Genomic DNA, 13,306 nt, shown 5'->3' with positions numbered 1-13,306 from the left:
ACCCGCCTCCGTTATGGCGAGTGTTGCGCAACTTGGCGGTGCAGACAATGAAAAGAGAGCAAAAGAGAGCAGGGCGCGCAAAATTTCGCGTTTTGCGCCTTCGCGCTTTAGCCCTTGGCGCCGATCCTGCCCTCGCTCCCGTCGAGGAGGCGGCGGATATTGGCGCGGTGCTTGAACCAGAGGATGGCGGAGAGGATCGCAAACAGTGCCGCCAGCGGCATCTGCTGCTGCCACAATAGAAGCGGCGGTGTCACCGCGCTGGCGATCAGGGCTGCGAGCGACGAATAGCGGGTGATGATCGCGACTGCGAGCCACACCGCGCAGAACACGAGCGCGACCGGCCAGATGAGGCCGAGCAGCAAGCCGATATAGGTCGCAACGCCTTTGCCGCCCTTGAACTTCAGCCAGATCGGGAAGATGTGGCCGAGGAATGCCCCGAGGCCCGCAGCGATCGCGGCATCCTCGCCGAACAGCCACCGTGCGGCGATGACGGCAAGCGTGCCCTTCAGCATGTCGCAAAGCAGCGTCGCGGCGGCGAGTTCTTTGCGGCCGGTGCGCAGCACGTTGGTCGCCCCGATATTGCCGGAGCCGATCGAGCGCAGATCGGCGGTGCCCGCACGTTGGGTAATCAGCAGGCCGAACGGGATCGCGCCGAGCGCATAGCCGAGAGCGAGAGCGAGGGTATTTGCGGCGGCGGGCGACAGATCCATGCGCTCACACCTGTTCGAAGACGGTGCGGCCGCCGACCAGCGTGCGGACGGCGCGCCCGGTGAACCGCGCCTCGTCGAACGGCGTGTTCTTGCATTGCGATTTGAGATCGGCCGGATCGAGCACCCACGGCGTATCGAGATCGATCACCACGATGTCGGCGGGGCGGCCGGTGCGTAGCGTGCCGCCGGGCAGGCCGAGCAGTTCGGCCGGGCGCGTCGACATCGCGCGAAGGAGGCGAGAGAGTTCGATCTCGCCGCTATGAACAAGGCGCAGACCCGCGGACAGCATCGTCTCCAGTCCGATCGCGCCGGGTGCGGCTTCCGCGAACGGCAGCCGCTTCACCTCGACGTCCTGCGGATTGTGATCCGACATGATGACGTCGATGAGGCCGGAAGCCACCGCAGCGACAAGCGACTGACGGTCGTCCTCGGTGCGCAACGGCGGCGAGAGCTTGAGATAGGTACGATAGGGGCCGATGTCGTTTTCGTTGAGCGCGAGATGGTTGATCGAGGCGGAAGCGCTGACGGCGAGACCATTGTCGCGGGCTCGCCTGAGAATTTCGAGCGAGTCGATGCAGCTCACGGAGGCCGCGTGATAGCGCCCGCCGGTCAGGGCGACGAGCCGCATATCGCGCTCCAGCATCACCGCCTCGGCGGCGCTCGGCGCGCCGATCAGCCCGAGACGCGATGCAAGCTCGCCTTCGTTCATCACGCCTTCGCCCGAGAGGTTAGGGTCCTCGGTATGATGGACGATCAGCACATCGAAGTCGCGCGCGTAGGTGAGGGCGCGGCGCATCACCTGCGCGTTGATCACGCTCTTCGCGCCATCGGTGAAGGCGACGGCGCCCGCGGCCTTGAGAAGGCCGAACTCGGTCATTTCATCGCCCGCAAGACCCTTGGTCAGCGCGGCCATCGGATGGATGTTCACCACGGCAGTGTCGCGCGCGCGGCGCAGCACGAAATCGACCGTCGCGGAATTGTCGATCGCAGGCCGCGTCTCGGGCTGGCAAACGATAGTGGTGATGCCGCCGGATGCTGCTGCCTGACTTGCCGAAGCGAACGTCTCGCGATGACCCGCGCCGGGTTCGCCGATGAAGGCGCGCATGTCGATCAGGCCGGGGGCGACGATCTTGCCGCTGCAATCGATGATCTCGGTGCCATCGGGCAGGCTGCTTTGGCCGACGCCGGGGCCGGCATCGGCGATCACGCCGTTTTGGAGCAGCACGCTGCCTGCGCTATCGAGATCGCATGACGGATCGATCAGGCGGGCGTTGGTGAGAAGGATGGGGCGGCTATCTTTCGGCATGGCTCACGCATTCGGCAGGTTGCGGGCAAGTGCTTCGAGCACCGCCATGCGCACCGCCACTCCCATTTCGACTTGCTCGCGGACCAGAGACTGCGCGCCGTCGGCGACGATGGAGTCGATCTCGACCCCGCGATTCATCGGGCCCGGATGCATCACCAGCGCATCGGGCTTGGCATAGGACAGCTTCTTCTGGTCGAGGCCGAAGAACTGGAAATATTCAGAGCTCGACGGCACGAACGAGCCACTCATCCGCTCGCGTTGCAGCCGCAGCATCATCACGATGTCGGCGCCGTCCAATCCTTCGCGCATGTCGTGGGCGACTTCGACGCCCATGCGCTCGATGCCGGGCGGCAGTAGCGTCGAGGGACCGACGACGCGCACCCGTGCGCCCATCAGGTTCAGCAGGATGATGTTGGAGCGGGCGACGCGCGAGTGCAGGACATCGCCGCAGATTGCGATGAGCAACCCTTCGAGCCGGCCCTTGTTGCGGCGGATGGTGAGCGCATCGAGCAGCGCCTGCGTCGGGTGCTCATGCGCGCCGTCGCCTGCGTTGACGACGGAGCCGTCGACCTTGCGCGCAAGCAACTCCACCGCGCCGGACGCGTGATGGCGCACCACGAGAATGTCGGGATGCATCGCGTTCAGCGTCACGGCCGTGTCCATCAGCGTCTCGCCCTTGCGCATCGAGGAGGAGGAGACGGACATGTTCATGACGTCCGCCCCGAGCCGCTTGCCGGCGATCTCGAAGGAGGACTGGGTGCGGGTGGATGCCTCGAAGAACAGGTTTACCTGGGTGCGTCCGCGCAGCACGCTGCGCTTCTTGTCCACCTGGCGGTTCAGTTCGACATATTCGCCGGCGAGGTCGAGAAGGCCGGTGATATCGGCGGCGGAAAGGCCTTCGATGCCCAGCAGATGCCGGTGCCCGAGGACGAAACTCGATTTTGGTGCGGAGGTCATTAAAGCCAAAGCTATAGGGACTGCGCCAAAAGGGAGCAAGGCCGTTTTCGGCCATTCCGGGTTATCCCCCACATCCGGGCGGCGAGGCTGCCCCGGTCGCGGGGAGCCTCGCTCGATTATAATAATGTCGGATGGCAATCGGCCGATGTGGTGGGGCGCCCGCAGGCTGTCCGTTGCACGACGGTCACCCCGCACACGTTATCGGCGGAAATGGACGCGCTACTTTTTGTCCTTGCCGTGGATGTCCTTGAAGTCGCCGCTCGCCTTGCCTTCGGTCTTGGTGGCGTTCGGGCCGGTCTCCGGCTGACCGGCTTGGGCATCGTGCCCAGAGACTTGCGGCGCTTCGGCCGGTGCGGATTGCTGCGGGGTTTTATCGCTTGGTGACGCCGGCTGCATCTTGCCCGGCGGGGAGGTTAGCGTTTGGTTGTTTTGCGCCGGGGGCGTGGCGCTCTGTGCCCAGGCGCCGCTGCTGGAAATGATTGTTGCGACTGTTGCCGCAAAAATAGGCGTCATTCGCATCTGTTGCTCCGATCCTGTCGGTGAATGTGGCGGAAAAATCGCGGGCGGCGGTGCAAGTTCCGGAAAATTTGTCGTTGCGGCGATTTTCCGCGCCGCGTCACCGGCGCTAGACTTGCCGAAATTGTCGCCTGCATCGGAACGCCGACCCTTCCGTCTTCGTCAGGAGCATTGCCATGCGGTCTGTCGCGTCTCCCCGAACTGAGGTGTTGAACCAGTCGCCGCCGTTCTGTGACGTCGATCTGTTCGCGTGCGATGTGCCGCTGAAGGAGGCAGTCGCGGCTTATGGTGCGAAGGATCACACCACGGAGCTCTCGGCCTTCGGCAAGCTCTGGGGCTCTGCGGAGATGGCCGAGCTTGGACGGCTCGCCAACGAGAACTTGCCGAAGCTGCAGACCTTCGACGCGCGCGGCTTTCGCCGCGACGAGGTGGAGTTTCATCCGGCTTATCACGAACTGATGGCGGTGAGCGCCCATGCCGGACTTCACAACTCCACCTGGGCTTCATCGGGAGCGGCGGCAGGGGGCAATGCGGAGGTTCTGCGTGCGGCGAAATTCTTCATCGCGGCGCAGGTCGAGACCGGGCATCTGTGCCCGATCACGATGACGCGGGCATCGGTCGCGGCGCTTGCGAGCAACGAGGCGCTCCGCGCGCGGATCATGCCGGTCCTGAGTCAGCGCGCCTACGATCCCGGCTTTGCGCCATGGTGGGGCAAGCGCGGCATGACCATCGGCATGGGCATGACCGAGCGGCAGGGCGGCACCGATGTGCGCGTCAATATCTCCCGTGCTGAAAGGGACGGCGAGGCTTATCGCATCATCGGCCATAAATGGTTCATGTCGGCGCCGATGTGCGATGCATTTCTGGTGCTGGCGCAGACCGACGGTGGTCTCACTTGCTTCTTCATGCCGCGCTTTACGCCGGACGGCGAGATCAATGCGCTGCATTTCCAGCGCCTCAAAAACAAGCTCGGCAATCGCTCCAACGCATCCTCCGAAGTCGAGTTCGAGGCGGCCTATGCGCTGCGGCTCGGCGAGGAGGGGCGCGGTGTTGCAACGATTATCCAGATGGTGTCGCTGACGCGTCAGGATTGCGCGATCGCCTCCGCAGGCCTGATGCGCTCGGGGCTTGCCCATGCGCTTCACCACGCGCGCCATCGCAGCGTTTTTCAGAAACGCCTCGCCGACCAGCCGTTGATGCGCAGCGTGCTTGCCGATATGGCGCTGCAGGTCGAGGCGGCGACAGCGCTGGTGATGCGGCTCTGCCGCGCCTTCGACCGTGCGTCCACCGATCCCAATGAAAACGCCACTATGCGATTAATGACGCCGGTGGTGAAATACTGGGTGTGCAAGAGCGCACCCGCCTTTCTCTACGAGGCGATGGAATGCCTCGGCGGCAACGGCTACGTCGAGGAGGGTATTCTGGCGCGGCACTATCGCGAGGCGCCGGTCAATGCGATCTGGGAAGGCTCGGGCAACGTGATGTGCCTCGACGTGCTGCGGGTGATGACGCGCGAGCGTGAGGTGGCGGAGGCGGTGCTTGCGGATCTGGAGCGGCAGACACGCGAGTTGCCGGAATGCGCGGATGCGCTCACCCGCATCAGGGTCACCTTGCAGGCGCCGGAGGCGGAAAGCTATGCCCGCGATGCGGTGGAGCAGCTCGCTCTGGTAGCCGCTGCCGATGCGCTCGCGCCGGTCCACCCTGGCCATGCGGCGTTGTTCGCGCAAACGCGACTGGCGCAACGTCACTCGCTGATGTATGGCGCGAGTGGCCTTGCGCCCCGCGACGTCGAAGATCTGCTCGCGCGGGCGCTGCCTTGAGCCTCTCGAACGAAAGCGCCCCGATGAGCTTGCCCGATACCGTCCCCGATCAGCTGGACACGCTGTCCGCGGAGACGCCGCGCGTCTGGAAATTCTGGGGTACATCGCTCTGGGGCGTGTTGATCTTCGTCGCGCTGTTCATGGGGCAGGGCGCGGTGATCGCGGCCATGCTGTTCAGTTCGGGTGCGACCGATCTGTCTTCGTTCGCGGAGGCACTGGGGAGCGCACTCACCGGCGGCAAGACCCTGTCGCTCTCGATCATGACCGGACTTCCGGCCGTGCTCGCCGCGATCTGGATTGCGACGCGGGTCGCGCGCCAGCCGTTTGCGGATTACCTCGCGCTGCGTTGGCCGTCGTGGAAATGGATCCTGATCGGCGTCGTCAGCCTCGCAGTACTGGTCGAGAGCTGGGACCTGTTGTCCAAGTCGCTCGGCCGAGAGGTGATGCCGAGCTTCATGATCGACACGCTGAAGGCTGCGCAGGCCGACAACACGCTGTGGCTGCTTGTGCTCGCCGTGGCTGTCGCGGCGCCGATCACAGAAGAACTCTTCGTGCGCGGCTTTCTCTATCGCGGCTGGTCGGAATCATTTCTGCGCCCGGTGGGTGCGATCGTGCTGTCCTCGGCGGTGTGGACGCTGATGCACCTGCAATACGACTGGTTCTTTCTGGGGCAGGTGTTCACTATCGGCCTGCTGCTCGGCTATTTGCGCTATCGCACGAATTCGACCTGGCTCACCGTGATTATCCACGGGCTGAACAACTTCGCCGCGCTGGTGCAGACCTACTGGCTTGCCTCGTTCACCTGACGTCAGGGCTGGGCCTGCCGCCGCAAAGCCGTGAGGCGATCGAGCGCGCCTTGCAGGATGAAGATCGCAGCGTGCTCGTCGATCACCTCGGCACGCCGCGCACGGCTCACGTCATTGGCGAGCAGTTCGCGCTCGACGGCAGCGGTGGAGAGTCGCTCGTCCCACAGGCCGATGGCCAACTCGGTGAGTTTTGCGAAATTGCGGGCGAAAGCGCGGGTCGATTGCGCGCGCGGCCCCTCACTGCCGTCCATGTTGATCGGCAGGCCGAGCACGAATCCGGCGCAGGCGCGTTCGCCGGATATCTTGAGAAGCTCGGCGGCGTCCTTGGTGAAATTCTTGCGCTGAATGGTTGTCACCCCGGTCGCGAGTCGCCGATCAGGGTCGGAGACGGCGACGCCGATGGTCTTGGTGCCGAGGTCGAGCCCGATCAGCGCGCCGCGTGGCGCCCAAAGCGCGGCGGCGTCGATCAGGGGAAGGATGGGAGCTGGCATGGTCCCGCTTAGCATGGCGGCGAAAGCCGATGCAAAGGCCCAAGCCATCCCCATCTCAGCCGCGGTGGAGCTGCCGTTGCCCATAAAGTCCGCAAATGCCGGGCTTTCCGGCACCGGGGCAGGCATGCGCCGGCCGATTTCCACTTGAGCGGAAAATGCTTTATAGGCAGGCCATTGGAGCCGCCGGCCGGTCCCGACGCTCTGTCCGGAACCTTATCTGGATTCTTGCTTCCCAGTCTGGAGCCATAATTTTATGTCAGTCGATGCAGCCACCGTTCGCCGGATCGCGCAGCTTGCGCGGATCGCCGTCAAGGACGAGGAGGTGCCGCACCTCCAGGGCGAACTGAACGCGATGCTCGCCTTCATCGAGCAGTTGTCCGAAGTCGATATCGAGGGCGTCGAGCCGATGACCTCGGTGATTCCGATGGAGATGAAGAAGCGTCAGGACGTCGTCAACGATGGCGAAATCGCTGACCTCGTGCTGGCGAATGCGCCGGCCACCGAGGATCACTTCTTCCTCGTGCCCAAGGTCGTCGAATAGCAGCACGGTGGACTGCGATGTGTGAATTCTGCAGCGATGAAGACTTCTATCAGGCGTTCATGGACTACCTCGACGATATGGAACGGCAGGGCAAGACGCCGGACCAGGACGAGGGCCACATGATCGCGATGAAGGCTGCCGAAGCTGCCCGCCGCGCCCGACGATCTCCCTTCATTTGCGATCCGATTGAGACATAATGACTGACCTGACTGCACTGACGCTGGCCGACGCCAAGGAAGGCCTGGCTGCGAAATCCTTCACCGCGCTCGAACTGACCGACGCGCATCTCGCCGCGATGGAAAGCGCGCGCGTGCTCAACGCCTATGTGCTCGAGACGCCGGACAAGGCACGCGCCATGGCGAAGGAGGCTGACACCAGGATCGCGAAGGGCGAGCGTAGCAACCTTCTCGGCATTCCGCTCGGCATCAAGGACCTGTTCGCGACCCGTGACGTGCGCCTCACCGCCTGCTCGAAGATCCTCGACGATTTCAAGCCGCCGTATGAATCGACCATCACCTCGCAGCTCTGGCGCGACGGTGCAGTGCTGCTCGGCAAGCTCAACAACGACGAATTCGCGATGGGCTCCTCGAACGAGACATCTGCGTTCGGCAACGTCATCAATCCGTGGCGGCGCGAGGGATCGGACACGGCGCTGGTGCCGGGCGGTTCGTCGGGCGGTTCGGCGGCGGCGGTCGCGGCCGGGCTTTGCCTTGGTGCAACCGGCACCGACACCGGCGGCTCGATCCGTCAGCCCGCGGCCTTCACCGGCATCGTCGGCATCAAGCCGACCTATGGCCGCTGCTCGCGCTGGGGCGTCGTCGCGTTCGCATCCTCGCTCGATCAGGCCGGGCCGTTCGCGCGCACGGTGCGCGACAGCGCGATCCTGCTGCGTTCGATGGCCGGACACGATCCCAAGGACACCACGTCGGTGGATCGGGATGTGCCCGATTACGAGGCTGCCATCGGCAAGTCTGTGAAGGGCATGCGGATCGGCATTCCGAGGGAATACCGCATCGGCGGCATGTCCTCCGAAATCGAGAAGCTGTGGGCGCAGGGCGCGGAGTGGCTGAAGGCAGCCGGCGCCGAGATCGTCGAGATTTCGCTGCCACACACCAAATATGCGCTGCCGGCCTATTACGTCGTTGCGCCGGCGGAAGCCTCCTCGAACCTCGCGCGCTATGACGGCGTGCGTTACGGCGCGCGCGTCAACGGCAAGACCATCGCCGAGATGTACGAGAACACCCGCGCCGCTGGCTTTGGCCCGGAAGTTCGCCGCCGCATCATGATCGGGACCTATGTGCTCTCGGCTGGCTACTACGACGCCTACTATCTGCGCGCGCAGAAGGTGCGCACGCTGATCAAGCGCGACTTCGAGGAAGTCTTTGCCAAGGGCATCGATGCCATTCTCACGCCCGCGACACCGTCGGCCGCCTTCGGCATCGGCGAAAAGGGCAAGGCCGATCCGGTCGAGATGTATCTCAATGACATCTTCACGGTGACGGTGAATATGGCGGGTCTGCCGGGCATCGCGGTGCCGGCCGGCAAGGACGCGCAGGGCCTGCCGCTCGCGCTGCAACTGATCGGCCGTCCGTTCGACGAGGAGACGCTGTTCTCGCTTGGCGAGACGATCGAGCAGGCGGCGGGGCGCTTCGAGCCGAAGAGGTGGTGGTAATGAGTGTGTCGGATTTGAAGGCGAGCCTCGCGGAGGCCACACCGCCAGCTAATTTGTCACAGCCGCTGATGGCACTGTGGTGGGTTGCAAAGGGCGACTGGGAACAGGCGCACGCGCTTGCGCAAAAGACGCCGACGGCGGACGGTGCGTGGGTGCACGCGCATATCCATCGGGCCGAAGGCGATCTCGATAATGCGGGCTACTGGTATGGCCGTGCGGGCAAGCCTGCATCGTCCGAGGCGCTCGAAACCGAATGGGATCAAATCGCCTCAGTATTGTTGGGCAAGCAGGACTGATGTCATCCGAGCCGAAAAACATGTCGGAACTGCGCGAGGTCATCGACCGGATTGACCGCGATCTTGTTGCCTTGATCGGCGAACGGGTGCGCTGCCTCGATCAGGTCGTAGCCGTGAAGCTGCGCGAGGGGCTGCCCGCCGCGATTCCGGAGCGGGTCGAGGAAGTCGTCGCCCATGTCCGCGCCGAGGCGGAGGCTGCCGGCGTGCCGCCGGATCTTGCCGAAATGCTGTGGCGTAATCTCATCGGCTGGTCGATCGCCTATGAAGAAGGACACCTGAAAAACGGGTCCAAGCCCTGACGACGGCTCAAGGCCGTTAACCCTGTTGCCGGGAAGCTGCCGGCATTAGGGAAAAAGCGACATCCACCCATCAAGACTTCGGCCTTGGGGAGGGGAGCATGGCACGCGCGCAGCCAATTCTTGCAAGTCTGTCGGTCTGTGTGCTGCTCTTGGGCTGCGCCACCATCCGCAACGATCCGGTCAACGTCGCCGGAACGCCGGATACGCTCGCCAATCGCCTCGATCTCGGTTTTCAGGAAGACGCCGTCGAACACGACGTCGTCATCGGGCTGTCGTTCTCGGGCGGTGGTACGCGCGCGGCGGCATTCTCTTACGGCGTGCTCGCCGAAATGGACCGCATCCCCGTGCGCGGTGCGCGCGGACCAATGCTCGACCATTTAGGTTTCATCTCCGGCGTCTCGGGTGGCGCGGTGACGGCCGCCTATTACGGCCTCAAGAAGAAGGCGGGCCTCGCCGACTTCCGCGAAAAATTCCTGCTGAAGAACGCCGAGGAAAACCTGCAGACCGATATCTCGCTCGCGACGTTGCCGCGTGCGATGGCAGGCGGTATCAACGATTCCACCGGCTTCCCGCGCTGGCTCGATGCCAACCTGTTCCACGGCGCCAACTTCGGCCAGTTCCGCGCCGAGGGACGCCCGCGCGTCTGGATCAACGCCTCCGACATCTACAACCGCACGCCGTTCGTGTTCGGCGCCACCGCCTTCCGCGCGATGTGCAGCGACCTGTCGGAATACCCGCTGGCCGATGCGGTGGCAGCTTCCGCCGCGGTGCCGGTGGCGTTCGCGCCCGTCGTCATCAAGACCTATCCCGGCCGCTGCAACAATCCGCTGCCGTCCTGGGTTGTGAAGGCACGCGACAATCCCAATTCGCCGCCGATGCTGAACGCCTTCGCTAAGGCGATCAGCCGCTATCATGACGGCTCGATGCCCTTCATCAAGCTGCTCGACGGCGGTCTTGTCGACAATTACGGCCTTTCGGGTTTCACCATCACGCGGCTGTCGTCGGCAACGCCCTACGAGCCGCTGACGCCGGGGCAGGCGGTAAAGTTGCGGCGCGGCCTGTTCCTCGTCGTGGACGCGAAGTCGGGTACTACCGGCAACTGGATCAACACCGTCGAGGGGCCGAGCGGGTTCGAACTCTTCCGCGCGGCTGCGGATACCGCGGTCGATGCGAGCGTCGCCGGCAGCTACACCGCGTTCGAGCGGGTGATGAGCGACTGGCACAGCGCGCTGGTGAAATGGCGCTGCGGGCTCTCCGCCGCCGAGCGCGCCCGTTACGGCGCGGGACCGAAGTGGAATTGCCGCGACATCAAGTTCTTCATCGGCCGCGTCGGCTTCGACCAGCTCGATCCCGAACGCGCGGAACGACTGAACAGGGTGCCGACCCGGTTCAACCTGCCGCGCGAGCAGGTCGACGACGTGATCGAGGCCGGGCGGGATTCGCTGCGCGCCAACCCGGCTTTCAAGACCTTCGCTGCCAGCCTGTAGCGCCTGTCGCGGGGGTTTTCTCCCGCACGCCGGCGGGGTAAAAGCCGCCCCATGAACGTAATCGTCGATCCCAAAAAGCTCATCAAGGGCGCCACCGGCGACTGGGAAGTCGTCATTGGCCTCGAAATCCACGCCCAGGTCACCTCGAACGCCAAGCTGTTCTCGGGTGCCGCGACCGCATTCGGCGGCGCGCCCAACGAGCACGTCTCGCTGGTGGACGCGGCGATGCCCGGCATGCTGCCGGTGATCAACGCGGAGTGCGTCGCGCAGGCGATTCGCACCGGGCTCGGCCTCAAGGCGCAGATCAACCTAAAGTCGACCTTCGATCGGAAGAACTATTTCTATCCGGATCTGCCGCAGGGCTATCAGATCAGCCAGTACAAGCAGCCGATCGTGGGCGAGGGCGTCGTCATCGTCGATATCGGCGACGGCGAGAGCATCGAGGTCGGCATCGAGCGGCTGCATCTCGAGCAGGATGCCGGCAAGTCGCTGCACGACCAGCACCCGACCATGTCGTTCGTGGACCTGAACCGCTCCGGCGTCGCGCTGATGGAGATCGTCTCCAAGCCGGACATGCGCTCCGCCGATGAAGCCAAGGCCTACGTCACCAAGCTGCGGACCATCCTGCGCTATCTCGGCACCTGCGACGGCGACATGGAGAAGGGTAACCTGCGCGCGGACGTCAACGTCTCGGTGCGCCACCCCGGCGAGCCGTTCGGCACCCGCTGCGAGATCAAGAACGTCAACTCGATCCGCTTCATCGGTCAGGCGATCGACTACGAGGCGCGCCGCCAGATCGGTATTCTCGAAGATGGCGGCACCATCGATCAGGAAACCCGCCTCTACGACCCTAACAAGGGCGAGACGCGCTCGATGCGCTCCAAGGAAGAGGCGCATGATTACCGCTACTTCCCCGATCCCGACCTGTTGCCGCTGGAATTCACCGCAGGCTACGTCGAGGAACTGAAAGCGAAGCTGCCGGAGCTGCCGGACGAGAAGCGCGCGCGCTTCATCGCTGATTTCGGCCTCACGCCTTACGACGCGGGCGTTCTCGTCTCCGAGCGCGAGAGCGCCGACTTCTACGAAGCGGTGCTGGCGAAGCTTGCGGACGGCACGCGCGACGGCAAGCAGGCCGCCAACTGGGTGATTAACGAACTGTTCGGGCGCCTCAACAAGGAAGGCGTCGCCATCGACGCGTCGCCGGTGTCGGCGGATCAGCTGGCCGCGATCGTCGATCTGATCGGTGAGGGAACGATTTCCGGCAAGATCGGCAAGGATCTGTTCGAGATCGTCTGGACCAAGGGCGGCGATCCGAAGGCGCTGGTGGAAAGCCTTGGGCTGAAGCAGGTCACCGATCTCGGCGCGATCGAGAAGATGGTCGACGATATCGTCGCCGCCAATCCCGACAAGGTGGCGCAGGCGCGCGCCAAGCCGCAACTGATCGGCTGGTTCGTTGGTCAGGTGATGAAATTGTCGGGCGGCAAGGTCAATCCGCAGGCGGTGAACGACCTGCTCAAGTCCAAACTTGGCATCTGAACGCGTCACGCGACGTGCGAAACGGCGTCACGCACCAGGCGGCGTGACGCCATTTTCGTATCGGGCGGCGCGCGCTGCGATTCGCGAATCGGCGGAGTGAAATGTCGAAACGCCTGCAAAGGCGAGCGCGGATCGCCTCCAAAGCGAAAATCCACGAAAATAATTTCGTTGCCAAAAAACCCGACTCAGAGTTAGGCGCGGCGTTTTTTTCTGCACAGCGACGGCGCGCGCGATGTTGTGCGCATCAATTCGCGATGTTTTGCGCAGTGAAAGAAGTGCGCATCTATCAATGGCTTTTTTCATTTCTGATAACAGAGATGTTTTTCGCCTCGTGCATGAAGGCGTTGTGTCCGTGCGATGCGATTGAATCTCTCGTGCCGTTGCGGCTGACGCATCGCGCGCGTTGCGTCAACACTTCCTTAAGCGGGACACTGTTTTTTTTAATGCGTTGGTGTAATCCAAATGCAGTGCATTTCGATTCCCGGGTGCACGACAGCGACACAGCCATCTCACTTTAACGGAGGGCAACATGGCTAAGAAAGCTAAGAAGGCGAAGAAGACTGCGAAGAAGGCAACGAAGAAGGTTGCCAAGAAGGCGAAGTCCGCCGTGAAGAAGACTGCGAAGAAGACCCGCAAGGTTGCCAAGAAGAAGGCTGCCAAGAAGAAGTAAGGCTTCGCCTTACGAATTGTCGGCAGGTTCAAGCCGGCAACGTCATCAGGGGCCGGTATCGGCTTTGGCGGATAGAACGCCCCGGATCGACGACAGAGGGTGTCGGCGAGACATCAGGAGAGACGGTCGGACAGGCAGCGGAATTCAGTTCTGCAGCCGACCCGGCAGAAGGGCGTCAGCGCTCTTCGTACGTTGCGGA

16 protein-coding genes are annotated in these 13,306 nt (G+C 63.8%); 11 read left to right on the top strand and 5 right to left on the bottom strand.

Annotated elements, in window-relative coordinates; all coding sequences use genetic code 11:
• Window positions 1-107: 107 nt before the first annotated feature.
• The 4 genes from plsY to OCA5_RS11150 all read right to left on the bottom strand — a co-directional run bounded on the left by plsY (window position 108) and on the right by OCA5_RS11150 (window position 3,492).
• Entirely contained in the window at window positions 108-710 is a 603-nt protein-coding gene (plsY, locus tag OCA5_RS11165) for a glycerol-3-phosphate 1-O-acyltransferase PlsY (protein WP_012562940.1), read from the bottom strand.
• Window positions 711-714: 4 nt separating this feature from the next.
• Window positions 715-2,016 (bottom strand): dihydroorotase, encoded by a 1,302-nt coding sequence (locus tag OCA5_RS11160; protein WP_012562941.1) that lies wholly within the window; start codon window positions 2,014-2,016, stop codon window positions 715-717.
• A 3-nt stretch (window positions 2,017-2,019) separates the two neighbouring features.
• The gene (locus OCA5_RS11155; protein ID WP_012562942.1) at window positions 2,020-2,973 is read right to left on the bottom strand and encodes an aspartate carbamoyltransferase catalytic subunit; all 954 of its coding nucleotides are present in this window, start codon (window positions 2,971-2,973) and stop codon (window positions 2,020-2,022) included.
• Window positions 2,974-3,192: 219 nt separating this feature from the next.
• Complete coding sequence (locus OCA5_RS11150) at window positions 3,193-3,492, bottom strand: hypothetical protein (protein WP_148261429.1); 300 nt, start codon at window positions 3,490-3,492, stop codon at window positions 3,193-3,195.
• Between the two features lie 173 nt (window positions 3,493-3,665).
• Here OCA5_RS11150 and OCA5_RS11145 point away from each other — a divergent pair, with 173 nt between their 5' ends.
• A complete protein-coding gene (locus OCA5_RS11145) occupies window positions 3,666-5,309 on the top strand; it encodes an acyl-CoA dehydrogenase family protein (protein WP_013913191.1) in 1,644 nt (547 codons plus the stop codon).
• 23 nt (window positions 5,310-5,332) lie between these two features.
• On the top strand, window positions 5,333-6,115 hold the full coding sequence (locus tag OCA5_RS11140) for a CPBP family intramembrane glutamic endopeptidase (protein WP_012562946.1): 783 nt from the start codon (window positions 5,333-5,335) through the stop codon (window positions 6,113-6,115).
• A 2-nt stretch (window positions 6,116-6,117) separates the two neighbouring features.
• Here the strand turns inward: OCA5_RS11140 and ruvX are convergent, their stop codons facing one another.
• Complete coding sequence (gene ruvX, locus OCA5_RS11135) at window positions 6,118-6,606, bottom strand: Holliday junction resolvase RuvX (RefSeq protein ID WP_041559645.1); 489 nt, start codon at window positions 6,604-6,606, stop codon at window positions 6,118-6,120.
• Window positions 6,607-6,859: 253 nt separating this feature from the next.
• On the opposite strand from ruvX, the gene gatC reads away from it, so the two are divergent.
• From gatC to OCA5_RS19275, 9 genes are all read left to right on the top strand, one after another.
• On the top strand, window positions 6,860-7,147 hold the full coding sequence (gene gatC / locus OCA5_RS11130; protein ID WP_012562948.1) for an Asp-tRNA(Asn)/Glu-tRNA(Gln) amidotransferase subunit GatC: 288 nt from the start codon (window positions 6,860-6,862) through the stop codon (window positions 7,145-7,147).
• A 17-nt stretch (window positions 7,148-7,164) separates the two neighbouring features.
• A complete protein-coding gene (locus OCA5_RS11125; RefSeq protein WP_012562949.1) occupies window positions 7,165-7,344 on the top strand; it encodes a hypothetical protein in 180 nt (59 codons plus the stop codon).
• Window positions 7,344-8,819 carry an Asp-tRNA(Asn)/Glu-tRNA(Gln) amidotransferase subunit GatA gene (gene gatA / locus OCA5_RS11120; protein WP_012562950.1) on the top strand — a complete coding sequence of 492 codons (1,476 nt, stop codon included), beginning with the start codon at window positions 7,344-7,346 and terminating at the stop codon, window positions 8,817-8,819. The genes OCA5_RS11125 and gatA overlap by 1 nt, the downstream gene beginning before the upstream one ends.
• Complete coding sequence (locus OCA5_RS11115) at window positions 8,819-9,115, top strand: hypothetical protein (protein WP_012562951.1); 297 nt, start codon at window positions 8,819-8,821, stop codon at window positions 9,113-9,115. The genes gatA and OCA5_RS11115 overlap by 1 nt, the downstream gene beginning before the upstream one ends.
• Complete coding sequence (locus tag OCA5_RS11110) at window positions 9,115-9,414, top strand: chorismate mutase (RefSeq protein WP_012562952.1); 300 nt, start codon at window positions 9,115-9,117, stop codon at window positions 9,412-9,414. The genes OCA5_RS11115 and OCA5_RS11110 overlap by 1 nt, the downstream gene beginning before the upstream one ends.
• A gap of 98 nt (window positions 9,415-9,512) precedes the next feature.
• Window positions 9,513-10,901, top strand: a complete 1,389-nt coding sequence (locus OCA5_RS11105; protein ID WP_012562953.1) for a patatin-like phospholipase family protein — start codon at window positions 9,513-9,515, stop codon at window positions 10,899-10,901.
• A gap of 51 nt (window positions 10,902-10,952) precedes the next feature.
• The gene (gene gatB / locus OCA5_RS11100; protein ID WP_012562954.1) at window positions 10,953-12,437 is read left to right on the top strand and encodes an Asp-tRNA(Asn)/Glu-tRNA(Gln) amidotransferase subunit GatB; all 1,485 of its coding nucleotides are present in this window, start codon (window positions 10,953-10,955) and stop codon (window positions 12,435-12,437) included.
• A gap of 101 nt (window positions 12,438-12,538) precedes the next feature.
• The gene (locus OCA5_RS19150; protein WP_151202188.1) at window positions 12,539-12,955 is read left to right on the top strand and encodes a hypothetical protein; all 417 of its coding nucleotides are present in this window, start codon (window positions 12,539-12,541) and stop codon (window positions 12,953-12,955) included.
• A gap of 11 nt (window positions 12,956-12,966) precedes the next feature.
• On the top strand, window positions 12,967-13,107 hold the full coding sequence (locus tag OCA5_RS19275) for a hypothetical protein (protein ID WP_012562957.1): 141 nt from the start codon (window positions 12,967-12,969) through the stop codon (window positions 13,105-13,107).
• The last annotated feature ends 199 nt before the right edge of the window (window positions 13,108-13,306 follow it).

This window comes from Afipia carboxidovorans OM5 (assembly GCF_000218565.1).
GTDB lineage: Bacteria > Pseudomonadota > Alphaproteobacteria > Rhizobiales > Xanthobacteraceae > Afipia > Afipia carboxidovorans.
Note: the sequence above shows the minus strand (reverse complement) of the source record. Positions and strands in the feature narration are given on the sequence as shown.

Coding starts and splice junctions, on each gene's coding strand:
- plsY (WP_012562940.1), bottom strand. CDS start 710: ATGGATCTGTCGCCCGCCGCCGCAAATACCCTCGCTCTCGCTCTCGGC.
- OCA5_RS11160 (WP_012562941.1), bottom strand. CDS start 2,016: ATGCCGAAAGATAGCCGCCCCATCCTTCTCACCAACGCCCGCCTGATC.
- OCA5_RS11155 (WP_012562942.1), bottom strand. CDS start 2,973: ATGACCTCCGCACCAAAATCGAGTTTCGTCCTCGGGCACCGGCATCTG.
- OCA5_RS11150 (WP_148261429.1), bottom strand. CDS start 3,492: ATGCGAATGACGCCTATTTTTGCGGCAACAGTCGCAACAATCATTTCC.
- OCA5_RS11145 (WP_013913191.1), top strand. CDS start 3,666: ATGCGGTCTGTCGCGTCTCCCCGAACTGAGGTGTTGAACCAGTCGCCG.
- OCA5_RS11140 (WP_012562946.1), top strand. CDS start 5,333: ATGAGCTTGCCCGATACCGTCCCCGATCAGCTGGACACGCTGTCCGCG.
- ruvX (WP_041559645.1), bottom strand. CDS start 6,606: ATGCCAGCTCCCATCCTTCCCCTGATCGACGCCGCCGCGCTTTGGGCG.
- gatC (WP_012562948.1), top strand. CDS start 6,860: ATGTCAGTCGATGCAGCCACCGTTCGCCGGATCGCGCAGCTTGCGCGG.
- OCA5_RS11125 (WP_012562949.1), top strand. CDS start 7,165: ATGTGTGAATTCTGCAGCGATGAAGACTTCTATCAGGCGTTCATGGAC.
- gatA (WP_012562950.1), top strand. CDS start 7,344: ATGACTGACCTGACTGCACTGACGCTGGCCGACGCCAAGGAAGGCCTG.
- OCA5_RS11115 (WP_012562951.1), top strand. CDS start 8,819: ATGAGTGTGTCGGATTTGAAGGCGAGCCTCGCGGAGGCCACACCGCCA.
- OCA5_RS11110 (WP_012562952.1), top strand. CDS start 9,115: ATGTCATCCGAGCCGAAAAACATGTCGGAACTGCGCGAGGTCATCGAC.
- OCA5_RS11105 (WP_012562953.1), top strand. CDS start 9,513: ATGGCACGCGCGCAGCCAATTCTTGCAAGTCTGTCGGTCTGTGTGCTG.
- gatB (WP_012562954.1), top strand. CDS start 10,953: ATGAACGTAATCGTCGATCCCAAAAAGCTCATCAAGGGCGCCACCGGC.
- OCA5_RS19150 (WP_151202188.1), top strand. CDS start 12,539: ATGTCGAAACGCCTGCAAAGGCGAGCGCGGATCGCCTCCAAAGCGAAA.
- OCA5_RS19275 (WP_012562957.1), top strand. CDS start 12,967: ATGGCTAAGAAAGCTAAGAAGGCGAAGAAGACTGCGAAGAAGGCAACG.